General features: G+C 60.2%; 20 protein-coding genes and 1 riboswitch. Of the genes, 4 read left to right on the top strand and 16 right to left on the bottom strand.

The features are described from left to right. Positions 1-37: 37 nt before the first annotated feature. The 7 genes from FFV09_RS13780 to FFV09_RS13750 all read right to left on the bottom strand — a co-directional run bounded on the left by FFV09_RS13780 (position 38) and on the right by FFV09_RS13750 (position 5,854). Positions 38-736 carry an SDR family oxidoreductase gene (locus FFV09_RS13780; RefSeq protein WP_141448364.1) on the bottom strand — a complete coding sequence of 233 codons (699 nt, stop codon included), beginning with the start codon at positions 734-736 and terminating at the stop codon, positions 38-40. Between the two features lie 257 nt (positions 737-993). Beyond that, entirely contained in the window at positions 994-2,280 is a 1,287-nt protein-coding gene (locus FFV09_RS13775; RefSeq protein WP_141448363.1) for an ABC transporter permease, read from the bottom strand. After that, entirely contained in the window at positions 2,273-3,178 is a 906-nt protein-coding gene (locus tag FFV09_RS13770) for an ABC transporter ATP-binding protein (RefSeq protein ID WP_141448362.1), read from the bottom strand. Before FFV09_RS13770 ends, FFV09_RS13775 begins: the two co-directional genes overlap by 8 nt. Before the next feature lie 33 nt (positions 3,179-3,211). Next, on the bottom strand, positions 3,212-4,102 hold the full coding sequence (locus FFV09_RS13765; protein WP_141448361.1) for an ABC transporter ATP-binding protein: 891 nt from the start codon (positions 4,100-4,102) through the stop codon (positions 3,212-3,214). Positions 4,103-4,215: 113 nt separating this feature from the next. Next, positions 4,216-4,605: a GntR family transcriptional regulator gene (locus tag FFV09_RS13760; protein ID WP_141448360.1), complete on the bottom strand. Its 390-nt coding sequence runs from the start codon at positions 4,603-4,605 to the stop codon at positions 4,216-4,218. A 30-nt stretch (positions 4,606-4,635) separates the two neighbouring features. Then, positions 4,636-5,355 carry a hypothetical protein gene (locus FFV09_RS13755; RefSeq protein ID WP_141448359.1) on the bottom strand — a complete coding sequence of 240 codons (720 nt, stop codon included), beginning with the start codon at positions 5,353-5,355 and terminating at the stop codon, positions 4,636-4,638. A gap of 310 nt (positions 5,356-5,665) precedes the next feature. After that, on the bottom strand, positions 5,666-5,854 hold the full coding sequence (locus tag FFV09_RS13750; protein ID WP_087798774.1) for a hypothetical protein: 189 nt from the start codon (positions 5,852-5,854) through the stop codon (positions 5,666-5,668). 506 nt (positions 5,855-6,360) lie between these two features. Here FFV09_RS13750 and FFV09_RS24190 point away from each other — a divergent pair. After that, complete coding sequence (locus FFV09_RS24190; RefSeq protein WP_246098339.1) at positions 6,361-7,764, top strand: MGDG synthase family glycosyltransferase; 1,404 nt, start codon at positions 6,361-6,363, stop codon at positions 7,762-7,764. A 588-nt stretch (positions 7,765-8,352) separates the two neighbouring features. Here FFV09_RS24190 and FFV09_RS13735 read toward each other — a convergent pair. From FFV09_RS13735 to FFV09_RS13725, 3 genes are all read right to left on the bottom strand, one after another. Continuing rightward, complete coding sequence (locus tag FFV09_RS13735; protein WP_141448358.1) at positions 8,353-10,041, bottom strand: glycoside hydrolase family 13 protein; 1,689 nt, start codon at positions 10,039-10,041, stop codon at positions 8,353-8,355. A 298-nt stretch (positions 10,042-10,339) separates the two neighbouring features. Then, positions 10,340-11,749: a nucleobase:cation symporter-2 family protein gene (locus FFV09_RS13730; RefSeq protein ID WP_141448357.1), complete on the bottom strand. Its 1,410-nt coding sequence runs from the start codon at positions 11,747-11,749 to the stop codon at positions 10,340-10,342. Between the two features lie 69 nt (positions 11,750-11,818). Further along, on the bottom strand, positions 11,819-12,403 hold the full coding sequence (locus FFV09_RS13725; RefSeq protein ID WP_141448356.1) for a xanthine phosphoribosyltransferase: 585 nt from the start codon (positions 12,401-12,403) through the stop codon (positions 11,819-11,821). A 354-nt stretch (positions 12,404-12,757) separates the two neighbouring features. After that, positions 12,758-12,857, bottom strand: a riboswitch (purine riboswitch). 173 nt (positions 12,858-13,030) lie between these two features. Between FFV09_RS13725 and mscL the strand changes: the two genes are divergently transcribed. Further along, positions 13,031-13,516, top strand: coding sequence for a large conductance mechanosensitive channel protein MscL (gene mscL, locus FFV09_RS13720; RefSeq protein WP_141448355.1), 486 nt, complete (start codon positions 13,031-13,033; stop codon positions 13,514-13,516). Between the two features lie 1,152 nt (positions 13,517-14,668). On the opposite strand, the gene FFV09_RS13715 is transcribed toward mscL, so the two are convergent. Beyond that, on the bottom strand, positions 14,669-14,974 hold the full coding sequence (locus tag FFV09_RS13715; RefSeq protein ID WP_141448354.1) for a hypothetical protein: 306 nt from the start codon (positions 14,972-14,974) through the stop codon (positions 14,669-14,671). Positions 14,975-15,340: 366 nt separating this feature from the next. Further along, on the bottom strand, positions 15,341-16,642 hold the full coding sequence (locus tag FFV09_RS13710; protein ID WP_141448353.1) for a hypothetical protein: 1,302 nt from the start codon (positions 16,640-16,642) through the stop codon (positions 15,341-15,343). A 334-nt stretch (positions 16,643-16,976) separates the two neighbouring features. Between FFV09_RS13710 and FFV09_RS13705 the strand changes: the two genes are divergently transcribed. After that, positions 16,977-17,822: a GTP pyrophosphokinase gene (locus tag FFV09_RS13705; protein ID WP_246098338.1), complete on the top strand. Its 846-nt coding sequence runs from the start codon at positions 16,977-16,979 to the stop codon at positions 17,820-17,822. A gap of 166 nt (positions 17,823-17,988) precedes the next feature. Here the strand turns inward: FFV09_RS13705 and FFV09_RS13700 are convergent, their stop codons facing one another. The 3 genes from FFV09_RS13700 to FFV09_RS13690 form a co-directional block, all read right to left on the bottom strand. Next, positions 17,989-18,804: a M15 family metallopeptidase gene (locus FFV09_RS13700; RefSeq protein ID WP_141448351.1), complete on the bottom strand. Its 816-nt coding sequence runs from the start codon at positions 18,802-18,804 to the stop codon at positions 17,989-17,991. Positions 18,805-18,963: 159 nt separating this feature from the next. Further along, complete coding sequence (locus tag FFV09_RS13695; RefSeq protein WP_141448350.1) at positions 18,964-19,755, bottom strand: hypothetical protein; 792 nt, start codon at positions 19,753-19,755, stop codon at positions 18,964-18,966. A gap of 73 nt (positions 19,756-19,828) precedes the next feature. After that, on the bottom strand, positions 19,829-22,912 hold the full coding sequence (locus FFV09_RS13690) for a DEAD/DEAH box helicase (RefSeq protein WP_141448349.1): 3,084 nt from the start codon (positions 22,910-22,912) through the stop codon (positions 19,829-19,831). Positions 22,913-23,837: 925 nt separating this feature from the next. Here FFV09_RS13690 and FFV09_RS13685 point away from each other — a divergent pair. Next, on the top strand, positions 23,838-24,314 hold the full coding sequence (locus FFV09_RS13685; protein ID WP_141448348.1) for an HTH domain-containing protein: 477 nt from the start codon (positions 23,838-23,840) through the stop codon (positions 24,312-24,314). A 237-nt stretch (positions 24,315-24,551) separates the two neighbouring features. On the opposite strand, the gene FFV09_RS13680 is transcribed toward FFV09_RS13685, so the two are convergent. After that, a complete protein-coding gene (locus FFV09_RS13680) occupies positions 24,552-25,070 on the bottom strand; it encodes an SMI1/KNR4 family protein (RefSeq protein WP_141448347.1) in 519 nt (172 codons plus the stop codon). Between the last annotated feature and the right edge of the window lie 36 nt (positions 25,071-25,106).

The raw sequence follows: 25,106 nt of genomic DNA, 5'->3' as shown, positions 1-25,106 counted from the left end.
ATAAGCGAAGAATGAACCGGTCCGCCGAGTCTGTTCGTTACGCCAAATCCGGATACAGAGCAGCCACGCCTCCGGCAAATCCTTGTTGAACTTGACGGCTTACATCGTCGGCAAGGATCTCGTAAAGACCGGCTTCGATCCCGTCGATCGCGATACGCGCGATGTCTGTCGGCGACGACTTCGGCGCTTCCAGACCGGCCGTCATGTCCGTATCCATAAATCCGACGTGCAGGCCGGCTACCTTGATCTTCTTCGGAGCCAATTGCAGGCGCAGCGAATTCGTAATGCCCCATTGAGCGGATTTGGCTGCCGAGTAGGCGCCTTCCGATCCGATATTGATCCACGACAACACGGACAGGATGTTCAGGATCGAACCTCCGCCGTTGCTTTCGATCACCGGCGCGAACGTACGAATCATCGACAGCGTGCCGAATACGTGGGTATCGAATTCCAAGTGAATGTCTTCCATCTTGCCCGTAAGCAGGGAAGCGCCCGTCGACGAGCCCGCGTTATTGATCAACAGAGTCGCATCGCTTGCGATCCCGGCAGCCGCCGCCACGGATTCCGGATTCGTAATGTCCAGCTGCAGCGGAATCGCGCCCGGCAGGTCGACCGATTCCGGATTTCTCGCGCCCACATACACCTTGGCTCCTCTTGCCAGAAGTTCAAGAGCCAATTCTTTTCCCAATCCCCGATTCGCGCCGCTTACGATGGCTACTTGTTTGGAAATCTCCATTTTTAAAAACCTCTTTTCTTGAATGATCGTTCTCAAATAATCAAAAAAATAATAGGTGGCTTCTCCGACGACATTAAACGCTCTTTCTGATACGTAGTATATTTCATTTGAGAACGATCGGTCAACTATTATTTTATTCTTTTTTATCCGGATTACGGATTACGCCGCCGAAGCTTGGTCATCCAACGCCAAAAAGACGAACCCCTTTGGAATGAAGGATGGGTTCGTCTTTTTCGGACTATGGATCCGAATCCGGCTTAGATCTTGTACGCCTTCATCGCTTTACGCAGTTCTTTGAACGAAGGGCGCTTGCCGTACATCAGGACGCCGGTGCGGTAGATCTTCGCCGACAACCAGCCGAAGAAGAAGATCGACGCCAGCAGCAGCACGAGCGATACGGCGATTTCCCAGAACGCGATCTCGCCGAGGCCGATCCGCGCGATCATCGTCGTCGGCGACGTGAACGGCACGAACGACGAGATTTTCATCAGCAGCGAATCGGTATTGCTCAAGCTGAAGATCCCGATGTAGAACGCGGCCAGCGACAGCATCGTCAGCGGCGTCACCGCCTGGCCGAGATCTTCCGTCCGGCTGACGATCGATCCGACGGCCGCATACAGCAGCGCGTACAGGAAGTAGCCCAGCACGTAGAAGATCAGCCCGTAGATCAGGACGTCGTACGGCATCTGCGAGAAGTCGAGATCGAAGCCGGCCAGGACGTCCCGGTTGTACGGCAGCATCAGATTGACCGCGATCGTGACGCCGAACACGGCGATTTGCAGCAGTCCGACGAGGAAGACGCCGATGACTTTGCCGAACATCTGCGTCAGCGGAGAGACGCTCGTGATCAGGATTTCCATGACGCGCGAACTTTTCTCGGACGTGACTTCGGACGCGATCATGTTGCCCGTCAGCATGGCCGAGAAGAAGAACAGCGTCATGAGGACGTAGACGGTAATGAAGTTCATCGGATTGAACTTGTCTTCGTCCGCGCCCGCGGCGCCCGTGCCGGACGTCTCGTCGTAGCTCGACGCGCCCAGCAGGACCGGCGTCGTCAGCTGCGCGATCTGTTCGTCGCTCAGCGCGCCCGCCGTAATGAAGCGGGTCTTGGCGCTCTCAAGGGCCGGCTGCAGGACGGCCTGCACGTCGGTCGGCACGGAGCCGCCTTCGGAGACGTACTGCACGGCTGGGAACGCTCCGTCCGTACCCGGCGCGATCTTCAGATACCCTTTGAGGTCCTGCTCGGCCGCCTGCTTGTTCAGCTCGGCCGCCGCTTCGCCTTCGAGCGGCACGAATTCCATATCGTTGTCCGGCAGCTCCGCGACGTAATTCTCGATCTGCTGCGCGATCTCCGTCTGGCCGCCCGCCGCGATGCCGATCTTGTTCCCTGCGGCCTCATCGCCGCCCTGGAACAGCTGGATGAAGAACGGCACGTGGATGCCGATCGTCATGACAAGAGCAAGCAGCAGCGTCGTGATGACGAACGACTTGGTGCGCACTTTGTTCCTGAACGTAAAGCCGATGACCGTTCCCAATCTATTCATGGCGTTCACCCACCGATCGGATAAAGATTTGGTTGAGCGTCGGTTCCTTCACTTCGAAATGACGGACTTCGCTCTGGCGCATCGCTTCGGTCAGCACCGGAACGGCCGACGCTTCGTCCGAGATCGTAATGACGTAATGTTCGGGATCGCCTTCTATCCGGGTCACGCCGGGAATGGATTCCAGCCCCGTCACCGCCGACGACGTCTTGAGCAGGATCTGCTCGCGCGGGAACCCGTTCTTGATCTCGCGGATATCGCCTTGAATGACCGTCTTCGACCGATCCAGAATCGTGATGCTGCGGCACAGCTCCTCGACGTGTTCCATCCGGTGCGTGGAGAACAGGATGCTTGCGCCTTCGTCGCGCAGTTCCTTGACCGCAAGCTTCAGCAGCTCTACGTTGACCGGGTCCAGACCGCTGAACGCTTCGTCCAGGATCAGGATCTGGGGACGGTGCACGACCGCCGCGATAAAGCCCATTTTCTGCTGGTTGCCTTTGGACAGTTCCTCGATCCGCTTGTCGTAGTATTCCTCGGCATCGAACTTGTTCATCCAATACTTCAGGTTCTTCTCCGCTTCGGAGCCGTCCATGCCGCGCAGCTTGGCCAGATAGACAATCTGCTCGCTGACTTTGACTTTGGGGTACAGCCCGCGTTCTTCGGGCAGATAGCCGACCAGGCGCTGCACGTCGCCGCCGTAAGGACGGCCTCCGTATGTAATGCTGCCTTCGTCGGGGTAGATCAGACCGAGCACCATGCGCATCGTCGTCGTCTTGCCGGCGCCGTTCGCGCCGAGCAGGCCGTAGATCTCGCCCTCTTTTACACTAAGCGTAATGCCGTTCACCGCCGTCTTGTCGCCGTAGCGCTTGACCACGTTTTGCAAAATCAATCGTTCCGTCATGTTCATCCTCCTCTTCCTTGTTGGGGTACAGAGTCAGTTCGACAGGCCGCCGTTCATCCAGTGTTCCATCACTTCGTCCAGTTCCAGCGCCCGCACCCGGATCGGCTTGACCCCGGCTTCGTCGAGCAGCGCCGAGGAGCCCGCGTAATCAAGCGTAACGAAGCGGACCATCCCTTCCGACTCGATCGCCGATTCGACGACGCCCGGCATCTCCGCCAGCAGCTCGTCGTCGCGTCCGATCCAGATTTCCCGGCCCCGATCCATCAGCGCGTCCTTTTCCAGCAGGCCGAGCGAACGCCCTTTGTCGATGAGTACGAGATAATCGGCCATCCGCCGGACTTCTTCCACGATATGCGTCGACAGCAGCACGGAAGCTCCATCTTCGTCCACGCATCGGCGGATTTCGTTCATCATCGTTTTCCAGGCAAACGGATCGAGTCCCGACGAAGGTTCGTCCAGCAGCAGCAGCTTCGGCCGGATGGCCAGCGCCGCCGCGATCTCGAACTTGCGCCGCTGCCCTTTGGACAGTTTGCTCATTTTCTTGCCGCCGGGCACGTCGAAGCGATTCAGCAGTTCTTCGAACCGCTGCCAATCCCACTTCGGATACCAGGCCGCGCGGAAAGCCGCCACATCGTCCATTTTGAGGCTGTCTTCTTCGGACGCGAAGTTCTCCGGGACGTAGGCGATCGACGCGCGCACGTCCGTGGGCAGACCCTGCGGATAAGACTGTCCGTACCAGGTCACTTCGCCTTCGTCCGGCATGATCAGTTGGGCGGCCAGCTTCATCAGCGTCGATTTGCCGGAGCCGTTGCGCCCGATCAGCGCAGTCACGTAGTTGTCGTACAGCTTCAGGTCGACCGGCCCGAGCACCATGCGGTCGCGCTTCTTGACGACCTGCTTCCATTCCAACGCCGCCTTCTCCATCGTTCCCCACTCCTTTTCCGGTTGGCTGCCGATTCGGCCGCCTTGTATCCGGAAACCTGCCGCTTCCCCTCCTCTTCTTTTCCTGCAAAAGAGGGTTTTGACAGCGCTCCCGTCTATTTACGCTCTTCTTCCCGAAGCGTTTCATCCAAAAGATCTCTAAGATCCGTCAGCCCGTAACCGACCGACTTGGCGGTATCGAGCAGTTCGCGCACCGCTTCGACCACGATCCGTTTGCGATAAGCTTCCCGGTCTTCCGTGTCCACCTTGGCCACGAACGTGCCGGTGCCCTGCCGGGTGCGAAGCAGCCCTTCGTTCTCCAGGTCCTGATAGACCCGGCGAATCGTGATCACGCTGCATTTGAGGTCGGCCGAAAATTCGCGGATCGACGGCAGCAGCGTGCCCTCCGCAATCTGTCCGGTGACGATCAGCGAACGCAGCTGCGTCTCGATCTGGTGATACAGCGGCTCGGCGCTGCTCTCGTTAATTTGCACGGGTATCCGCATAACTTCACTCCTTTGTGTCCCGCCGGGCGTTTAAGCCAAATCCCGACGCGGTACCCCTCGCTTAATGAATCCGTATGCCGCGCAGACGCCCGCTGCCCCAAGTCCGAGCAGGACCCACATCGCCGGCGAAGCGGCGCCCCGCTCCGCGCTCATGCTTATGCTGGATGCCACGACGTGTACCCCCGACAAATGCAGCGCCAGCGCCGTCAGCATGATCACGGCCATCAGAATCAGGCTGTTCCAGAAGTAGGCCCGGCCCCGGAGCAGAAATTCCATCGCGATGTACAGGCTGTTAAGCAGCAGTCCGAATCCGGTCCAGGTCAGGGCGAACACGAAGTAAGCGCCCAGATCGAGCTGTTCGCGCAGCCCGTCCGCCGACAGGTACATGATTGCGAACAGCACGATACCGTTGAACAGCGTGGCCAGCAGCAGCTGCGCGATTCTGGCCCACACCAGTGCCTCGATCCCGATCGGCAGCGACCGGTAGTAAGCGAGCGTATTCGTGTACGAATCTTCGGCGATGTATTTGGCGATCCGTCTGGAAAAATAATAGCCGATCATCGAAGCGATAATCCAAAACATCATGTTCGCCAAAAAGGATAAGCCTGGTTGTTTCTGCAGCCCTCCTATCATCAAACCGCCGAAAAAGCCCATGTAGACGATAAACAGCAGCGATCCGATCAGATAATACCGGTCGATCTTGAATTCCCGGCCGAGAATCAGCCAGACTTGACGCCAGGTTCCGCCCATTTTGTGCCTCCGTTCCGTGTCGACGATCCGCCCACGTAATGCGTCGGACTTCCGTCTCTGTGTGCTTCTGTATATATTGTTAAGCACACTGTACCCGAATTTGGGCGCCCCGTCAAGAAAACCCGGGTGAACAAAGTCTTTTTTTCGTCAAAAAAACCGTCCTCCCGGCATGAAGCCGCAAAGGACGGTCGAAATGTTCGATGAACGGTAATGCCGATACGATCGGATTACCGGCTTGCGGATTTTCGGACGGCGTGCTGCAAAGCCAACCCGAAAATCCCGCTGCGGCGCAAACCGCACAAAACGTTACTCAGGAAGCGGACGAGTTGAGCTTGCCCATCTCGTGTTCGACTACCAGCGTCAATTCTTCCTCGTACCCGCCCATGATGTGATACTTCCGAACATATTCCTTGACGAACTTCTTCGGATCGCTCGGGCGAAAAATACGAGTCATTTCCCGCAGACTTTCCTTGACTTCGTTATGACCTTTGGTCGCCATCATAATTCCCTCCCGGAACGTTTTTCGTTATCGAGAATGTCAAAAAAATCTGCTGCCGACAGACGCCCCTTGAGGTGATCGCCTTGTCCGCCGCGCTCCGTTGTCTTGCAAAAAGACAAACGCGCGCCGCCTTTCAAAAAAAACATCTACCTGTTGTGTTACATACCCGACGAAATGCCGACTGAATCACTTCCGGTTTGCCCTTCCTTCTCTCTCTTTGGCCGGATGCGACTCTCCTCCAAACGAAAAACGAAGACTGATAAACAGATTGTAAGCAGATGCTTACTTACAAGTATAACATTTTTCGACGAAATGGGGTAAGAATCGCCCGGCTGCCCAAAAAATAAAGGCAGGCGCGGCCGGCCCGTATTCCGCCTTATTGTGTAGACGCAATCGACGCGAAAAAGTTGCTGGTTCGCCCGCGCGCCCCGAGCTTCCGTTTCATTCGCTCCCCGCGCCGAATCTTGGTATGATAAGCCTATCACGCAAAAACCAGGGAGGAACCCATGCAACCGCAGGAACCCAACGTCCTGATCCTGTACGCCAGCTATGGCGACGGACATTACCAGGCCACGAAAGCGCTAGAGAAAAGCCTGCACGACCGGGGCATTCGCAAAGTCAAAATGCTGGATCTGATGGCCGAAGCGCACCCGAGGCTCAACGATCTCACCCGGTTCGTCTACATGCAGAGCTACCGTACCCTTCCCGGCCTGTACGGCCTCGTATACAATATGACCAAAGACATGAAGTCGGACAAACCGTTCGCGCATATCCTGCATGCGTTCGGCACCCGGCGTCTGGAAGAATATCTGAAAAAAGAACGCCCCGGCCTCGTCATCCATACGTTCCCGCAGATGGTCATGCCCAAGCTTCGCCGCAAGATCGGACTCGACATTCCGATCGTCAACGTCGTCACCGACTTCGACCTGCACGGCCGCTGGCTGCACCCCGACGTGGACCGCTTCTACGTCGCCACCGAAGAGATGCGCCGCGAAGCCGCCCTGATCGGCATCGACCCGAACCGCATTACGGTGAGCGGCATTCCGATCAAGGAAGGGTTCGGGGCGGTGGAGGAAGTGGGAAGCGACGTGGGGATGGCGGCGGATGCGGGCTGGGTGGAGCGCGAGGCGCAGGATGGAGCGCAAAGCCAAGCGGATGCGGAGCCGGCTCGCAGCGGCGCGGATGCGATGGCGCGCGGCGGATTCGCCGCGGAGCCCGGCAGCCAGCCGGCGGAAAGCGGCCTGGCCGACTCGCTCCGCGCATCCGGGTCGATTCTCCCGGACGCCGCTGCCGCGGCAAAGCCGTTCTCTTACGCCGCGGCGCGTGCGCTGCGGGCCGGCGAGCCGCCGGTTCCGGGCGTCCGGCTTGATCCGGCGCGCAAGACCGTGCTGCTCATGGCCGGCGCCTATGGCGTCATGCTCGGCCTGCGCCGCGTCTGCGACCTGCTGCTGGAGCAGGGCGACATCCAGGTCGTCGTCGTATGCGGACGCAACGAAGAGATGCGCGCCGGCCTTGCGCAGCAGTACGCGAACGTCGATCGCATTCAGGTGCTTGGCTTTACCGACCGCGTCGCGTCGCTTATGCGCATGAGCGACGGCATCGTCACCAAGCCCGGCGGCATCACGCTCGCCGAGTCGCTCGCCTGCCGGCTCCCGATCTTCCTGTTCCGGCCCGTGCCGGGACAGGAACGGGGCAACGCCGTGTACCTCGCCGAGCAGGGCGCCGCGTTCATCTCCCGCAGCGCCGACGAGCTGGCCCGTCAGATCGCCGACCTGCTCGGCGATCCGCGGAAGCTGACCGCCGCCCGCGAACGATCCGCCGCGCTCGGCAACGCAAATGCCGCCGGCGAGATCGCCGACGACCTGATCACGCGCTATCTGAGCGTGAGATCGGCCGAGATTCCCGGCTGATCGGGCGGTGGCCAAGCGATTTTCCCAAACTTCCCTGCGGACGTCCAAATGACCGGGCTTGCCGGTTATTTCGTTAGCTGCCGGCATCGCTTTAAGTAACTGTATTCTCCGGTTATCCCGCTTTTTATTGATCCCGTTTCGAATAACTGCCTAGATCCAACTATTCCGTATGCTCTCGGGGGCAGCTCCGAAATAACTGCGTCAGGCCACTTATTTTCCACATAAGTGGCCTTTTTTTCGGGAAACAGGCCAATTAAATGGATCTGGGCAGTTATTACGCTAAAAAGACTAAATTCACGCGAAATAGTTGGATCTACGCAGCTATTTTGCTTAAACGCTCCTCTTCTTGTTCCTCTTCTTGTTCCTCTTCTCGTTCAAGCGTCTATTCACCCGTTCACCCCTCCACCTGCCCACTCTTCCCTCTTCCCTCTTCCCTCTTCCCTCTTCCCTCTTCCCTAAACAGAATCCACTCCCGTCCCCACGGACGGAAAACGCCAAAAAAACGCCAAACCCAAAGCAAAAAAGCCCCTCCCTTTATTAAGGGAAAGGCTTTTTTTCGAATCCGCTCCACTCACCCAAACTCTCCGCTCACACGAGCTTATACACCCGGCCCTCGTAAGGACGCAGAGTCAGGTCGTAGACGTCTTCGTCTTCGAGCGGCTCGTAGTTGGCGATCAGCAGCTCGGGCTTCAGGGCGCGCAGGTCTTCCGGCCATTCGAACGAAGGCGTGCCGCTGAAGAAGTTCAAGATGACGAGCAGCTTCTCGTCTTCCCATGTGCGCACGAAAGCGTAGATTTCCTCGTGCAGCGGCAGCAGCAGTTTGTAGTCGCCGTAGACGAGCACCTCGTGCTTCTTGCGCAGGGCGATCAATTTGCGGTAATGGTGGAAAATCGAATCCGGGTCTTTGCGCGCGGCTTCGACGTTGATCTTGGCGTAATTCGGATTGACGCCCATCCACGGCTCGCCGTCCGTGAAGCCGGCATGTTCGCCGTAAGTCCACTGCATCGGCGTGCGGGCGTTGTCCCGGCTTTTTTTCCAGATGCGCTCCATGATCTCGCGTTCTTCCATGCCTTTTTGCTTGCACTGCTTGTAATAGTTCAGCGTCTCGACGTCGCGATACTGCTCGATCGTATCGAACTGCACGTTGGTCATGCCGATCTCTTCGCCCTGATAGATGTACGGCGTCCCTTGCAGCGTGTGCAGGAACGTCGCCAGCAGTTTGGCCGAACGCACGCGGTAGTCTTTGTCGTTGCCGAATCTCGACACCTGGCGCGGCTGGTCGTGGTTGCTCATGTAGTTGGCGTTCCAGCCTCTTTTGTGCAGAACGGTCTGCCAGCGGCTCATGATCTTCTTGAGGTCGATCAGCGTCCACGGCTTGATGTCCCATTTGCCCGTTCCGCCGGACTTGGCATCCAGGAACATGTGCTCGAACTGGAAGATCATGTCCAGCTCGTTACGGCCTTCGCCGACGTAATCGAGCGCCTGCTCGGGACCGAGACCGGACACTTCGCCCACGTTCATGATGTCGTAAAAATCGAGGACGTCTTCGTTCAGCGTGCGCAGGAAATAATGCACTTTGTCGAGGTTGGAGAAAAAGTGGTACGCCTGCACGACCGGAAGGTTCTGCGGGTTGTCCGCGTCGGGCAGCCCTTCGGCCTTGACGATATGCGAGATGGCGTCGAACCGGAAGCCGTCCACGCCTTTTTCCAGCCACCATTTCACCATGTCGTGCAGCTCGCGGACCACTTCGGGATTTTCCCAGTTCAGGTCCGGCTGTTCTTTGGCGTACAGGTGCATGTAATATTCCTGCGTGCGTTCGTCGAATTCCCAGACCGATCCGCTGAAATACGATTCCCAGTTGTTCGGGTAACCGCCGTTTTCCTTCGGTTCGCGCCAGATGTAGTAATCGCGTTTGGGGTTGTCTTTGGAAGCCGACGCTTCGATAAACCATTCATGCAGATGCGAGCTGTGGTTAAGCACGAGGTCCATGATGATGCGGATACTGCGGGCGTGCGCTTTCTGAAGCAGTTCGTCAAAATCGTCCATCGTGCCGTACTTGGGATCGATGCCGTAATAGTCGCTGATGTCGTACCCGTTATCGTAATCCGGCGACGTGTAGATCGGGCAGATCCAGATCGCGTCTACGCCCAGCTCCTGCAAATAATCCAACTTTTCGATGATGCCGCGCAGATCGCCTTTGCCGTCGCCCGTCGTGTCTTTGAAACTGATCGGATAAATTTGGTAAATGACGCTTTCTTTCCACCATTTCTTGTTCATTAAGTCACCCCGAAGCGAATAGTAGTGTAATCCCTTGTCAACGCTAAAGGTAAGGTTACGCCCCTTCAAACGCACCTAAAGCGTGTGCGCTTGAAAGGAACGTAAACCTCGAATTAAGAGTTGACAAGGTGGTGATCCGTACGTTTTTTTGTTCGTTGTCTACCTCTATTGTAACCCAATTCGGGACAGGCTCTTTCAAATTTATAGAAAGCAGGCAAAAAAAGACCGGGCATCCCGTCTGTGCGGCGGGAGCCGGTCTTTGGTTAGGAAGTATTTTGCTGTGAAGGATTTGCTGAGATCAGCCGATCCGGCCGACGCCCGTTTGGGACGAAGCCGTGTCCGCGGAAGCGGCAGGCGCCGTTTCGCCGCCGAATACGTCGTCGTCGCCGGTAATTTTGAGATGCGCGTTTTTCTCGCCCAAGCCGTTGAACAGCAGGTTCATGAGAATGGCGGTGAAGCTGCCGGCGATGATGCCGTTGTCCACCAGAATGCGCAGCTGTTCCGGCAGGCCCGCGAACAGGCCCGGCACGGTCGAGACGCCGAGTCCCATGCCGACGGAGCAGGCGATGATGAACAGGTTCTCGTGGCGGGACAGATCGACCTGGTCGCCCAGCACGCGCACGCCCGACGACAGCACGAGGCCGAACAGCGCGACCATCGCGCCGCCGAGCACCGAAGACGGAATCAGCTGCGCCGTCGCCGCGATCTTCGGAATAAAGCCGACGATGACGAGCAGGATGCCCGCCACGGCGACGACGTCGCGCGTCTTGACGCGGCTCATCTGCACGAGGCCCACGTTTTGCGAATACGTCGTGTACGGGAACGAGTTGAAGATGCCGCCCAGCATGATCGCAAGGCCTTCCGCGCGGTAGCCGCGCGCAAGTTCCTTGGAGCCGATGTCGCGGCCTACGATACGTCCCAGCACCATGAACACGCCCGTCGATTCGACGACGCTGACGATCGCGACGAGGATCATCGTGAGGATCGCGCTGACGTTAAAGACCGGCGTCGCGAAATGGAACGGCGTGATCGCGTGGAACCAGCTGGCGTTCGCCACCGGCGAGAAGTCCACTTTGCCCATGAACGTCGCGACAACCGTGCCGACGACGAGGCCGATCAGGATCGAGATGGAACGGATAAAACCGGTCGAGACGCGGTTCAGCAGCACGATAAAGACCAGCACGCCGAAGCCGAGCAGGATGTTCGACAGGCTGCCGAAGTCTGCCGCGCCCTGTCCGCCGCCGAGGTTCGTCATCGCCGTCGGAATGAGCGTCACGCCGATGATCGTCACGACCGAACCGGTCACGATCGGCGGGAACAGGCGAATCAGTTGGCCGAACAGGCCGGAGAAGAGGAAGATGAACAATCCCGAAGCGATGATCGCCCCGTAAATGGCCCCGATCCCCATGCCCGGCGCGTTACCGATCATGATCATCGGCGAGACGGCCTGGAACGCGCAGCCGAGCACGACCGGAAGCTTGATGCCGAACAGCCGGTTGCCCCAGACCTGCATCAGCGTCGCGACGCCGCAGGCGAGCAGGTCGATCGCGATAAGGTACGTGAGCTGCTCCTGGGTCATGCCGATCGCATTGCCGACGATCATCGGTACGACGATCGCGCCGGCGTACATGGCCAGCACGTGCTGCAGGCCGAGCGAGAATGTTTTCGCCGGATGGCGGTGTTTTTGGAAAATGCGGTCCGAACTCATAAAACGTAATTCCTCCCCTGATGTGCGTTTCTCTTTGTCAATGCGCACGGCTCCCGAACCCGCTTAAATTCAGTGTACCGCTTCCGTCACGAACGACACTTTGCCTTCGGAGAGCGAAGCGACGCGCACGAGCGACTCCACCCGGTAGCCCGCGTCCTTGATACGCTGCGCGCCGCTCTGGAACGATTTTTCGATCACGATTCCGATGCCCGCCACCTGCGCCCCCGCCTGCTCCACGATCTTCGCAAGGCCCAGCGCCGCTTCGCCGTGAGCGAGGAAATCGTCGATGATCAGAACTTTGTCGTTGGGAAAAAGGAACTTTTTGGAGACGGTGACGTCGTTGCTCTGCTGCTTGGTGAACGAGTATACTTTTTCCACATAAATGTCTTCCCGCAGCGTCAGCGACTTCTGCTTGCGCGCGAAAATCATCGGCACTTCGAACTCCAGCGCGGCCATGATCGCCGGCGCGATGCCGGACGATTCGATCGTCAACACTTTCGTGATGCCTTCCCCTTCGAACAGCCGCGCGAATTCGCGTCCGACTTCCTTCATCAGGACCGGGTCCATCTGGTGATTCAGGAACGAATCCACCTTCAGTACCTGATCGCTCAATACGATGCCTTCGTTCAACACTTTATCCTGCAAAAGTTTCATAAGTAGTTCCCCCCGGATGTCTGTTTTCAAAAGCGGAAATGTTTTAAAAGCGGAAATGCAAAAAAGCCCGCCTCTTCCGTCGCGGAAGAAAAGCGGACTATGGGTGAACGACTGTACAGCTTCGCCTTGAAGCGATTCCCGGGTGTACGGCAGCAGCGCACGGTGCCTTATGCGGCGGGGGCCTGTGAAGCAGACACGGCCGTGACGCCGAGATGCGGACGCGCAGACGATCGGAGCGCTTCGGCGGAAAGCCGGCTCGCACAGGCCGCGAATCGCGGGTGCGCAGCAGGGCCTCGGGCCGGAAGCGGGCGGATCGTCGCAGCGGGCAGCGCCGGGAAACCGGGGCTTTGAGCGCCCCGGGCAGTCGTTTTCCGTAGTCCGATCGTTCCGGCGACCGGGTAGAGACATGCGGGCCTATTCCCGCACCTATACGAAAAATGAAATAATGTTTGAAGTATACTCCGAATCCGCCGGAATGAAAAGTGAAATTTACATGAAAAGTGAGTTTTCCAAACGGCAATCTGATGTACAATGGTAAAAACCGTTTAATGCCAGCGCGAAATCCAGTTCTGCTTTTTCGTCATCTGTGCGCGCGAAGCCGACATTTCATTCAATGGGAGGAAAAGTATGGGAATCATCAAAGAGTTCAAAGAATTCGCCATGCGCGGCAGCGTGATCGATCTCGCGGTCGGCGTCATCATCGGAGCGGCTTTCGGCAAGATCGTCACCTCGCTGGTCAATGACATCATCATGCCTCCAATCGGCAAACTGCTCGGCGGGGTCGATTTTGCCGACCTGTTCTACAATCTTGATCCCGATATCGTCATGGCCGACGGCTCTCCGATCCGGACGCTGGCCCAGGCGCAGCAGGCCGGTGCCGCGGTCGTCGCCTACGGACAGTTCATCAACAACGTGATCGACTTCCTTATCGTCGCCTTCTGCATTTTCCTGCTCGTCAAAGGCATCAATATGCTGAAGCGCAAAGAACACGACAAGCCGGCGCCGGAGAAAACGACCCGCGCCTGCCCGCACTGCCTGAGCGAAATATCGGCCAAAGCCAGCCGCTGCCCGCACTGCACGTCGGAACTTGCTCCGGCTCAGGCGGGGGTGTAAGGGCTGGGAGTGAGGCGCGAGCGCGCAGAGTTGCGCGGGAGCGCCGCGAAGGGCGCAGCGCCGGTGGGGCGCGAAGAGCCGGTGGGGCGCGAAGAGCCGGTGAGCGCCGCGCAGAGTTGCGCGGGAGAGGCGTGCTGCGCGTAGGTGGACGCATAAAATTCGATGCGAAAGAAAGACAGGAAAGCCCCGGCCAACGCTCTTGGGAGCGGGCGGGGCTTTTTTGGCGCGGAATTTTATCGCGCGAAGGCGTGGTGAAGGCGAGATCCGCCGGTCGGCCGGGTTCGGCCGGCGGACGAACGTGTGGGGAAACCGGACGAACGTATGCTGTGGCGAAGAACGCCGGAATCCAGCCTTCCGGCAGGAATGGCGTGCGGAAATTTACCGCTTACTGCACGCCAGTCCTGGCTCCGACCGCGGACTGCCGATTCCCGTTTCCTGATTTCCGATTCCTAACTCCTAACTCCTAACTCCTAACTCCTTTAAAAGCAGCTTTTCCCGTCCACGCGACCGTCCTAACGAACCCTAATCACGCTATTTGTGCTCCAGATCGCTTTTACGAATTTTAACGAATCGTCATCACGCTATTTGCCTGAAAACGGCCTTTATTAGCCTAATTGTGTCTAATAAGGATACGAGGATTCGTTAGATCGCTCAAAACGCGAAATAGCAGCAAATAGGGATATGAGGGTTCGTTACGCTTCGAATCCGGGCCTCCAAGCCATAAAAATCCGAGCAACGTGGAAGCGACTGGCAGGAGGGAGTGGCGGGAAGCGACTGGCGGGAAGGACTGGCGGGAAGGACTTGATTCCGGGCTGGCGGGGCGACGAGCTTCGGAATGCAGAGTTTGGGCGGCGGGCCTTGAACTGCGGAGTCGGGCGGCGGGCTTCGGACTGCGGAGTTTGGGCGGCGGACTTTGGATTCGAGCTTTGGGGTGCAGACTTTGGACTTTGGCTTCAAATAAAGCATAGGCAAAAAAAACCGCCCTCCATTGGGAGAGCGGGATTTATCGGCATTCCGGCAAGCCTGGATTCCGGACTGCCGGGCTGCGGGATTTGTAGTTAGGGATTCAGGTTTGGAACTTGGGGGAGCAGGCTGCAAGAATCTGCGATTGTGCTCTATCATGCAGCGATATTGCGATAATCCGCGACCCGATTAAATCGGTCGATTGCGGTTGGGCAGCAGGTTCGCGACGATCGCGTTCAGCTCGCGGTATTCGCTGCCTTTCTCTTCGCCCAGGTCGAGTTCGCGGATACGCAGCCATTGGTAGGGCGACGACGGATCGACCGGTTTGAAGATGCGCTGTTCGGCATCGTCGAGGCGCACTTTGTATCCCATGCGCGCGAACATTTTGACGAACTTTTCTTCTTCGGGACGCTCGCCTTTTTCGATCAGGATCAGGCCTCTAAGCTGTTTGAGTTCTTCGTGCTGCATCACTTCGAAGTGTACGATACATTCCATAATTCTTCACCCTTTCGTATAAAATCAAGCCGAAAACTTTGCTCTATTTTTCACATCCACACCTTTTATACGGTTCGCCGTACGAAACGTTGCAGGAATCGCCAAATTCGCCGCCAAAACACGTATCCCCTGCCCGGAAGGCAGAGGATAGGCTGAAGCATACCGAACGAGCAGGGCGAACCAGACGTGATGACCGAAAGCCGGGCTCAAGCGCTTGAGAACCAAGCTTGAAGACCGAAACTCAGCCCCGATCGCCCGAGAAACAGACGCGACGAGCGGAACCCAAGCTTCAACCGCCCGAGGCCTAGACGCGACGACCGAAACTACAGCCTCAACCGCCCTAGAACAAGGCTTAACGCTCCACCCTCACACCTGTTCCGAAGCGCAGTGCGGGCACCACTTGGACCCTTTGGGCAGTCCGCTGCCGCATACCTGGCAGCGCACGACTTCGCCGACCGGGCGGCGGCCGATGATCGGTTCCACGCGCTCGTCGGACCCTTCTTCGACGGGGTCCTGTCCGCCGCGGTTCCACGACGCGATCAGGCGATCCAGCTCGTCCTGGCGCTCTTTCTCGCGCTCGACCCGCTCCCGCTGCCGGCGTTCGGCTTCCGGATCGTGCGCGGGCACAGGTGCCAATACCGGTTCTTCTTCGTAGACCGGCTTCGCTTCGGGCGCTTCGGCAGGCATCTGCCGTTCGCGCTCTTCCTTCATTTTGCGCCGCTCGCGGCTGCGAATCTCCCGCAGCTCGCGCCGCTGGCGTTCTTCCCGCTCTTCGGCGGTCTCTTCTCCGGAACGGACAGACCGCTCGCGCGAAGGCGAATACTCGATCTCTTCCCGATCGTCGTCTTCGAACGCAGCCGGAGCCGCCGGGCTGCGCCCTTCGTCTTCCTCGCGGCCCAGTTCGAATCGCTTCGTCTCGAACAACTCGTCTTCGGCGTCTTCCGGCGCCGCGACCGCCGGAGCCGGCGGCGGAACGAATGCGTCGCGCCGGGCCGGAGCCGCCGCCGCGTACACTTCTTCCGCCTCGTCTTCGACGTAAGCCCGTTCGCGGTCGTCGTACATGCCGCGACGGTCGCGGCCCGAAGCCGGCGGCTCATCCGCCCCGGAGTCGTAAGCGGCCGCCTCGTAAGCTTCCGAACCGGATCGTTCGTCCGCGTACCCGACGTCTTCGACGTAAACGTCACTCTCCGCAAGAGGCGCCGGATCGTTCACGAGATCGTGCACCTGCTCCGCTTCCACCCGGTTCCCCGCGGGCGGCGCTTCTTTGCGCAGTTCAACCGCTGCCGCCGGCTTGTCTTCCGCCGCTTCTTCGGCTTCCGGCTCGACCGGACGTCCGCAGTGCGGACAGACGACCGTCCCGGCCACGAGGCGCGTTCCGCACTCGCACAGCTTCTCGTTGCGCAGATCCGCGATCCGGCCGCGCAGTTCGGCGATCTCTTCGGTCAGCAGGTCGCAGGCGGTGCACAGCTCCATAATCTCGTCCTCGGCCGGCGACGTGTCGCGCTTGCTGTAGCTTTCGTAGAACACCTGTCCCATACGCTGGTAATGCACTTCGATCTCTCGCTGAATATCCGAAATGTGACTGTTCAATCTGCCGATCTCGACCGCGCTCTGGGCGCGTTCGGAAGCCCGTCCGGCGCCGTCCTTGATCCGCTGCAAAAAGTTCAAGCTTGTCTCCTCCTCTATCCCGGTCGGCGCGGCTTTTCACGACCGGAAAAGCCGGCGCCGCACTCTCGTCCCTTTATTCTACACGATTTGCCCCGGCATGCGAAAATCTCCGATCGCGCGGAGGTCCGTCCCCGCCCGAACGAAGGATTCGCGCCCCCGTCATTGCGGTTACAAGATAAGACGGAAAGGCGCATGGACATTCCCGCTTCAAAGTCGTAAAATCAAGCATTGGGCGCTTGGGCGTCCTCTGCCGCAGAGCAGTTTCCTATGCTTGTCAGTTTACAATAGATGCGCCGATCCCACAATCGAAGCTCATAATCAGGAGAAGATCATTTTGAATACGACCACACCGTTTACGATCGCGCCGGAAGACTCCGAGCGCGAAGCCCTAAAAAGAGCGGCCTGTCCGGAGGGAGACGACGTTCTTTTCCCCGCAGGCGCTTGGGTACGTCCTCCCGACTTGTACCGGCTGGCGCTGGAAGAACTGGAAGCCGAGATCGAAGCGATCCGCCGGGAATGGAAAAGCGACGAAGGCTTCAGTCCGATCGAACATATCAAGACGCGGGTCAAAGAACCGGACAGTATTCTCGGCAAGCTGTCGCGCCTCGGGCTCGAACCGTCCGCGGACCATGCGGCCGACTTCATCTACGATATCGCCGGCATGCGGATCGTGTTCCCGTTCGTGACCGATATTTATCTGCTGCTCGAACGTATCGGACGTCATCAAGGCCTGCGCATTTTACAAATCAAGGACTATATCATGAATCCGAAAAGCAACGGGTACCGCAGTCTGCACGTGCTGCTGTCCGTTCCGGTCATTTTTGAGGAACGGCTCTGCCGGGTGCGCGTCGAAGTCCAAATGCGGACGCTCGCGATGGACTTTTGGGCCAGTCTGGAACATATTTTGCTGTACAAATACGACCGCCGCGTGCCGGACCATCTGGAGCGCGAACTGTCTTCGGCGGCCGGCGCGGCCGGCGAGCTGGATCGCAAGATGCTGACCCTGCGCAGCGAAGTGATGTCCCTCAGCGAAGAAGACGCGTTGGCGGGGTCCGACCTGGAGGAAGTGAGCCGCGGCTACGGACAGCATCCGAATGCAGGGTCCTCCCCCACACCCTCCCCCGTACGCAGCGAACGCGAGCGCAGGCAGGGAAGCGTTTCCAAAAATGCTTTTGACTAAAAAAGAGCGACCAAACGCCGCCTCCGCGCAGCAAAAAGAACCTTCCGTTCCGCCAAAAGCGGGCTGAAGGTTCTTTTTGCTGCCGTGATGCGCGGAATAGGCGGGCTGCAGGATGCCGCAGGACATACCGACGCCGACATGCCCCGGGTTCCCGGGATTCCGCCCGCTACTTCTGCGCGTTCAGGTTGGCTTCGTCCAAATATTCTTCAAGCGTCAAGCCGCTCGCGTGCACCGCTTCGGCCAGTTCCTGACCGACGTAGCGCACATGCCACGGCTCGTACGAATAGCCGGTAATGTCTTCCTTGCCTTCGAGGTAATGCACGATGAAGCCGTAGTCCTGCGCGTGCTCCGCTACCCAGCGTCCTTCTTCGGTCTCGCCGAAAGCCTGTTCCAGCTCGTTCTGTACGCTGAGCGCGGACACGTCCATCGCCAAGCCGGTCTGATGCTCGCTCGTTCCCGGCTGGGCGCTGAATTTCGCCGTTTCGGCTTCGCCGCGCTGGGCTACGTTGTTGTCGTAAATGGACTTCTGCCGCTTGTAGGAGCGGTAGCCGGATACGGCATACAGATCGATCCCGGCTTCTTTCGCTCCGGCGAACAGCTTTTCGAGCGCGCCGGCGGCTTCTTTGCGCATATGACTTTTCTCTATCGTGCCGCCAAAAGAAAATTCGACGTTCGGCACGACCAGATCGGCCGGCTCGTAACCGTCGGGCAGATAGCGCTTTTTGTTGACGACGACGTGCATCGAATCCGGATTGGTCACGAACGCTTTGCCGTCCTTTTGCTCGATCGTCGCCTGAAGGGAATCCTTCGCGAACGGACTCGGAGGCTTGGCCGTGCCTTCCTCCCCGCCTTTTTCCGGCTTTTGGACCGGCGGCTTCGGTTCGACCGATGCGCCGGCCGCGCCGCAGGCGCTCAACAGTCCTGCCGTCAGCGCCGTGCCGAGCACGAGCGCCGCCCATTTCGATGCCGCGTATTTTCGCATACTTCTTCCTCCCTGATGCCCTGCTTTGATCCGCCTGCTGCTGCCCGCCCTGCGTAAACGCCTCGTGTGCGGACGAAGTTCGGGGCATCGGCCTACAAAGGGCCGTGCCCCATACTCTTCCTCCCTAAGTCAAACCGGCAGGCCGGACGAGGCCTGCCTTCAACGCGCCAGCCGGGCGTGCATCGCCCTGCGCAGCTCGGCCAGCGCCGCCGCTGCCGGAGCAGCGTCCGGCAGCAGCGAGAAATCGCACGGCGCAAGCTCAAGCGGCGCCGCGCCTTTTCTCGCCGGCTTCGGCTCATCCGGCAGCCGGCCGTGCTCATGCAGCAGGCCGTTCTCCGCCGCGGCGGCGATCCATTCGGCGATCTCCCGGCCGCCGCCTTCGGGCGCGGCGCGCGGCCCCGCCTTGCTGGCGTCTTCTTCGCCCGCGTCTTCCCAGCCGGCGCTCCAGGCGGCCAGCGCCTCGTCGGCCAGCTCGCCGGGATCGACGCCGGCCAGCACAAGGCCGAATGCCGGACGCGTCCGGGCCGCGCAGGCCGCCGCGTCAAGGGCAGCCCACACTTCCGGACCGCCGCCCGCTTCCGCGGCAGCCAGTTCCCATGCGGCCGTGCCGGCGCCGAGCGGCAGCTCGGCAGGCACGGACGGAACGCCTGCCGCGCCCGCCGCTTCGATCCGGCTCTCCAGCGATTCGCCGGCCAGGGACGCTTCGCTCGCGCGGTCTTCCTGTTCCGGCCAGGCCGTCGCCAGCTCGCCCGCTTCCTCGATCAGGCGATGCAGGCCGAGCGCCGAGCGGGCGGCCAGGCGCCGCCAGTCCGAACGCTGCTTCGGCGAGACGGTCCGCAGCGGAATTTCGATCCGCCGCGATTCCCTGCCTCCGTCCGGTCGTGCTTCCTCGACGACGGCGGCCAGCAGGCCCGGCTTCGCTTCCAATTGTACTACGTACAGGTCGTTCATCTCCAGATCACCTCTCTTCGCCGTGCGCTTGCGGCCGGATCGCCGCTTTGCGCTCCGGACGCCTTACCCGCGTCTACTCGATCCGCTCTCCCTGCAGGGACACAAGCGTACGCAGTTCTTCGTTGGACATCTCCGTCAACCAGCGTTCGCCGGTTCCGGTCACGCGTTCGGCCAACGTCTTCTTGTTCTCGATCATCTCGTCGATCCGCTCTTCCAGCGTCCCCTGACAGATCAGCTTGTGCACTTGAACGCCGCGCTGCTGCCCGATACGGAAGACGCGGTCGGTCGCCTGGTTCTCGACGGCCGGGTTCCACCAGCGGTCGAAGTGGACGACATGGTTGGCGCGCGTCAGGTTGAGTCCGAGGCCGCCCGCTTTGAGCGACAGGATGAACGCGCTCGCGCCTTCGCCTTCCTGGAACGTGCGAATCATGCGGTCGCGTTCTTCCTTCTTGACCGCGCCGTGCAGGAACATCGGTTCCTCGCCGTAACGCCGGTTCAATTCTTCGGCCAACAGCTTGCCCATCCGTACGTACTGCGTAAAGATCAGCACCGATTCGCCGTTGTCGCGAATCAGGTCGAGCAGCTCGACGAGCTGCATGAGCTTGCCGGACTTGTCCGCTTTGAACGCGCCGGTGCCGTGGTCCTTGACGAGCGCGGGATGGTCGCAGATCTGCTTGAGGCGCGTGAGCGCCGACAGGACGATGCCCTGCCGGACGGTCCGGCTGCTGGCTTCGCGGCTCTCGACGCGCTGCATAAGCTCGCCGACGACCGATTGGTACAGCCCGGCCTGTTCGACGGTCAGCTCGCAGTACGATTTGAGCTCGATCTTCTCCGGCAGGTCTTTGCGGATGTCCGGATCGCTCTTGAGGCGGCGCAGCATGAACGGCGCGACCATCGTGCGCAGCTTGTCGCTCTCTTCCGGCACCTGCGGCGCGTTGGCGCCGAAGCGGCGCCGGAACGAAGCGGCCGAACCGAGATACCCCGGATTCATGAATTGGAAGATCGACCACAGCTCGGCCAGGCGGTTCTCGACCGGCGTTCCGGTCACCGCGATCCGGTGCGGCGAATTCAGCTTCATGACGTTCTGGGCCTGCTTCGTCCCGTAGTTTTTGATCGACTGGGCTTCGTCGAGCACGACCGACGCCCAGACGATGCCGCGGAATTCATCCACGTCCCGCCCGATCAGCGGATACGTGGTCAGGATGATGTCGTGCTCGCCGGCGCACTTGGCAAACGCTTCGCCTTTGAGCCGCTGCGTGCCGTGATGCACGTGCAGCGTGAACTTCGGCGCGAAGCGCTGCACTTCCCGCTGCCAGTTGCCGAGCAGCGAAGTCGGGCAGACGATCAGCTTCGGCCCGGGCATCGGATGGTCGAGCAGGCAGGCGATCACCTGCACGGTCTTGCCGAGGCCCATATCGTCGGCCAGGCAGGCGCCGAAGCCCATCTCGCGCATGGACGAGAGCCAGCGGTAGCCGCGCTCCTGGTACGGACGCAGCGTGCCGTTCAGATCTTCCGGCACGCCGCGCTCCACCGAAGCGCGGCCGCCGCCGCGAAGCAGGTCGTACAGCATGCCGTACGTCTCGATCCCCGAGACGCCGACGCCGTTCCAGACCGAATCTTCTTCGGATGCGGACAGCTTGAGCAGCTCGCCGAACGTCATCTCGTGCACCGTCTGCTTCTTGAGCAGGCGCAGCACCTGGCGCACTTCCTTCACGTCGACCTCGACCCACTCGCCGTTCAGGAAGACGAGCGGAACGCCGTCTTCGGCGATCCGCCGCAGTTCTTCAAGGCCGAGCGTCGTATCGCCGATCGTCGCTTCCAGATCGAATTCCACCAGCTGCTTGATACCGAGCGCCGCTTCGCCTTCTCCGCTCCGGCTCGGTTCGAGCCGGGCTTTGAGCTTCACGCCCGCGGCGCGGCGGCCGCGCTTCGTGAAGCGCGAAGGCATCTCGATGCGCACGCCGCCCGCCCGCAGCGCGGGCACGCCGGCGATCAGGAAATCGAACATATCCTGCGCGCCGAGCCAGGCTTCTTCGGGATGGGGCTGCCGGAGCGCTTCCTCAAGCTGCGGCGCCTGCTGCGCGGCGCCGATCAGCAGCCGGAGCAGCTGGCGCTTGGGCTCCGCGTAGCTTCGCCCGCGCAGCACCAGTTCTTCGTCGGTCAGCCTCCAAATGTCCGAAGCCGGCAGCGAAGCCCCGGCTTCGAGTTCGTCTTCCGCGCGAAAAGCGAGGCGCCAGCGGTCTTCCCCGCCGCCGTCCAGATCGGACACGCGCGGCTCCAGCCGCAGGCCGAGCCTCAGCCTGGCGCTCGAAGCTTCGCCCTCGTCGGGGCTCTCCGGCACCGAGCCGCCGAGCGCGGCGATCTGCCGCTCCAGCTCCTCGACGTCTTCCGAGCCGCCCTGCACTTTGGTCTCCCGCTGCGGGTCCAGCAGGCTGTTCCACCACAGCGAAGCCAGCGGCGAATAGCCGCGCCGGTAAGGCAGCCGCATCTGCGGCAGCGCGCTGCGCATCCCGCCGAGCAGCACGCGCATCTGTCCGTCGATCAGCGCGGACAGGAACGAGTGCAGCACGAGTTCCTTCGCCCGGCCGAGCGGCGGGGATTCTTCCTCGGTGCCCGCCGCGCCGGGCGCCGTCAGCCCTACCGGCGGCATCGCCGCGGCCAGCGCCGCGAAGCGCTCCAGGTCTTCCGGCCGCTCAAGCAGCGGCTTCCACGTCCCGGTAAAGGTCAGCTCGGACGCCCTGCGCGCGCTGACCCTTGCCGCGGGATCGGCGCCCGGCGCAAAGCAGCCGGCCGCCATCAGGTCGCGCGCGAAGCCTACCGCCGCGCTCCAATATCGCATCTCCGCGCCGGGCGCGAAGCCCTGCGCGGCAAATTTCTTCTCGTCGAAATCCGACAGCAGCGTAAAAGCCGCCGCGGCCGGCAGGGCCAGTCCTTCCAGCGTCCTGCCGCCGAAGCCGCGTCCGCGGCCCCGGCGCGAAGACGCGCCCGGCCAGCGGAGCTCGGCCAGGCGCAGTGCCGCCTGACGGAGCGGTTTGTCGCCGCCGATATCCAGTTTTCTCGCCTGCCGGGTCCAGGCGTCCACCTTCGGCTCCGACGTTTCGCCGGAGAAGCAGAAGAAGACGTCTCCCAGCCATATGCCATAAAGCGGTTGATTCATGTTTGTCCCCCGTCTTTGTCCGCTTTTTTTAAATTTAAAAATGAACAAGCCAAAATTGCCCTTCTCCCCATTCTAAACGATATTCGCTAATTTTTCGACTGATTCTGCAACGTGCGTGCGGATTCCCTGCCGATTTCGCGGTCGAACCCGCCGAATCGGAGCGCCGCGGCGGCCTCGTGGGGAGACTTCGAATCCGGCTCGGATCGGGGCGAAGACGCTGCCGACTGCCTGCTCCCGAACCTTTTTCGCGAGACTGCGTCCGCCGCCCGGCTGCCGCCAGGCCGATGCGGAACGCCGCGGCGAATCGCGCATTCCGGCAGGCCGGCACGGCGGGTCGGAAGACCGGGCACATATGCAGCCGATTAACGGAAGCGCACTTCTGCGGTATAATGGACGTTCCTGCGCGGCGGTTCCGGCCCGGAAGCTATGGCCGAGCAGAGATCCCGATCCCCGCAGCCGAAAATAGGGACGAAAATAGAGACGAAAATAGAGACGAAAATAGAGACGAAAATAGGAACGAAAAGTCAACAAAAGCGCTCGGCACGCGTCCCTTTTGGCCGCAAAGTTGACTTCCGGTCACCATTTCCGCTTCCTTCGGCCCGCAACCGGCGCAATTCCGCGAAAATGCTGACTTGATGTGCACATTTATAAAAAAAGAGCGCTCAAACCCGTAAAATCCGCACGAAAAGTCAACATTTTGCTGCTCGGGTCGTTCAGGCCGGGATGCTGCTTTTTCCGGTGCGCAGGGTATGAGCAGAGCGTATTCCCCGGACTGCATCTGACTGCGTGGCGGGCTTTTCCGACAACACTTTCGCTGAACGTTGGGACGATTCGGATGATTTGAATGATTTGAATGATTTGAATGATTGGATAGTTTGAACGATCGGAACGCTTTGAGCCATTTTTTTAAAAGGAGGCTTTTGCCATGAAAGATCCCGACAAACGAATAATCGATTTCGAAGACGAACTCCCGTCTATCGCGGCGCCGAGCGACCGTTCCCTGCTCAACGAAGCGGTGGAGACGTACAAAATCCCGCTGGAAACGCTGGAAAAACTGACCGGAATCGGCCGCATCGACCTGGAAGCCTATGCAAGCGGAGACAGCGACCTGGACCATCTGGAAGCCGGGCACCGTTCGTCCGCGCTTGGCCTGATCGCCTTTCTCGGCATGGGCATCAATACGCCGGCCATTCTCCCCGAAGACCGGCTGCGCGTCATTATGAACGGCTTGACGGAACAGTTCGGCCTCACGCCCGAGACGCTTGCGCTGCACAGCGGCGTCGAACCGTCGGATGCCGAGCGCTTTCTGGCCGGACGCCGGGTCGCCGCCGAGAAGCGGTTCAAACTGTCCGTCGGCGTGCTGTTCCTGTATTTCCTGATCTACCGCAGGAACGATCTGTAGACGAGGTCTTTTCGCGAAAAAATACTGCCCGCCCAACCGCTCTTTTAGCTCAAAAATTCGTCAGCATCAGCCAAAAAAAGCGCGCCAAAAAGGCCGGACGCCCTTACATGCGCCCGGCCTTTTTTGAATGTTTGCACGGGATCGGCGGTGTCCGATTGTCCGCGCCCGAGTTGTCCGCGCCCAAGCAAGCGGAAACGCGGAACGGAAGCGGGCCGGACCTTCCGCCCTTCCCCCGCTTCAATCCCCCGCCCGGTCGAACTTCCCCCGGCTGTCGGCCAGTTCGGCTACCCAATCGTCGAACGACGCGAAGCCGGGAGCCGCGCTTCCGGCTTCCGGCAGCCGCCGGAAATCGAACACGCCGTACCGCTGTTCGCGTTCGCTCGCCGGCCGGAACGCGCCGAACGCGCCGGAGCCGGGCATCGCCACGGCCGGCAGCAGTGCCGGGTAGGGATTCTCTCCCCGCCCGTCGAACAGCGTCCGCGAGAAGTGTTCGATCTCGCCTGGCCCGAGCACTTGAACGCCGTCGCCAAGCGGTCCGGCGAACAGCTCGACCGCGCCGACCCCGATCAGGAACCGCCTGTATTCGGGCGGCAGCTCTATTCCGGACGTCTGTTCGAACTCGTCCAACCCCTGCCCCGTGAACGTACGCCGCCTGAGAAAGCGGCACGATTCGCCGTTGTCCAGCTCGATAAATTGTCCTTCGCTTGCCCGAATCCAGCTATTGATCCGGTCGTAAGCTTCGATGATTCTCCACATGACCGCCCGACCTCCGCTTCCTTGCGTTTATCTCCC

Origin of the sequence: Saccharibacillus brassicae (assembly GCF_006542275.1) — a bacterium.
Classification (GTDB): domain Bacteria; phylum Bacillota; class Bacilli; order Paenibacillales; family Paenibacillaceae; genus Saccharibacillus; species Saccharibacillus brassicae.
Note: the sequence above shows the minus strand (reverse complement) of the source record. Positions and strands in the feature narration are given on the sequence as shown.

What these genes read in the sequence shown, in the direction of transcription:
- FFV09_RS13775 (WP_141448363.1), bottom strand. Translation starts at nt 2,280, where the DNA reads ATGAATAGATTGGGAACGGTCATCGGCTTTACGTTCAGGAACAAAGTG.
- FFV09_RS13760 (WP_141448360.1), bottom strand. Translation starts at nt 4,605, where the DNA reads ATGCGGATACCCGTGCAAATTAACGAGAGCAGCGCCGAGCCGCTGTAT.
- FFV09_RS13735 (WP_141448358.1), bottom strand. Translation starts at nt 10,041, where the DNA reads ATGAACAAGAAATGGTGGAAAGAAAGCGTCATTTACCAAATTTATCCG.
- FFV09_RS13685 (WP_141448348.1), top strand. Translation starts at nt 23,838, where the DNA reads ATGAAAGATCCCGACAAACGAATAATCGATTTCGAAGACGAACTCCCG.
- FFV09_RS13725 (WP_141448356.1), bottom strand. Translation starts at nt 12,403, where the DNA reads ATGAAACTTTTGCAGGATAAAGTGTTGAACGAAGGCATCGTATTGAGC.
- FFV09_RS13690 (WP_141448349.1), bottom strand. Translation starts at nt 22,912, where the DNA reads ATGAATCAACCGCTTTATGGCATATGGCTGGGAGACGTCTTCTTCTGC.
- mscL (WP_141448355.1), top strand. Translation starts at nt 13,031, where the DNA reads ATGGGAATCATCAAAGAGTTCAAAGAATTCGCCATGCGCGGCAGCGTG.
- FFV09_RS13765 (WP_141448361.1), bottom strand. Translation starts at nt 4,102, where the DNA reads ATGGAGAAGGCGGCGTTGGAATGGAAGCAGGTCGTCAAGAAGCGCGAC.
- FFV09_RS13780 (WP_141448364.1), bottom strand. Translation starts at nt 736, where the DNA reads ATGGAGATTTCCAAACAAGTAGCCATCGTAAGCGGCGCGAATCGGGGA.
- FFV09_RS13715 (WP_141448354.1), bottom strand. Translation starts at nt 14,974, where the DNA reads ATGGAATGTATCGTACACTTCGAAGTGATGCAGCACGAAGAACTCAAA.
- FFV09_RS13695 (WP_141448350.1), bottom strand. Translation starts at nt 19,755, where the DNA reads ATGAACGACCTGTACGTAGTACAATTGGAAGCGAAGCCGGGCCTGCTG.
- FFV09_RS13755 (WP_141448359.1), bottom strand. Translation starts at nt 5,355, where the DNA reads ATGGGCGGAACCTGGCGTCAAGTCTGGCTGATTCTCGGCCGGGAATTC.
- FFV09_RS13680 (WP_141448347.1), bottom strand. Translation starts at nt 25,070, where the DNA reads ATGTGGAGAATCATCGAAGCTTACGACCGGATCAATAGCTGGATTCGG.
- FFV09_RS13750 (WP_087798774.1), bottom strand. Translation starts at nt 5,854, where the DNA reads ATGGCGACCAAAGGTCATAACGAAGTCAAGGAAAGTCTGCGGGAAATG.
- FFV09_RS24190 (WP_246098339.1), top strand. Translation starts at nt 6,361, where the DNA reads ATGCAACCGCAGGAACCCAACGTCCTGATCCTGTACGCCAGCTATGGC.
- FFV09_RS13770 (WP_141448362.1), bottom strand. Translation starts at nt 3,178, where the DNA reads ATGACGGAACGATTGATTTTGCAAAACGTGGTCAAGCGCTACGGCGAC.
- FFV09_RS13700 (WP_141448351.1), bottom strand. Translation starts at nt 18,804, where the DNA reads ATGCGAAAATACGCGGCATCGAAATGGGCGGCGCTCGTGCTCGGCACG.
- FFV09_RS13730 (WP_141448357.1), bottom strand. Translation starts at nt 11,749, where the DNA reads ATGAGTTCGGACCGCATTTTCCAAAAACACCGCCATCCGGCGAAAACA.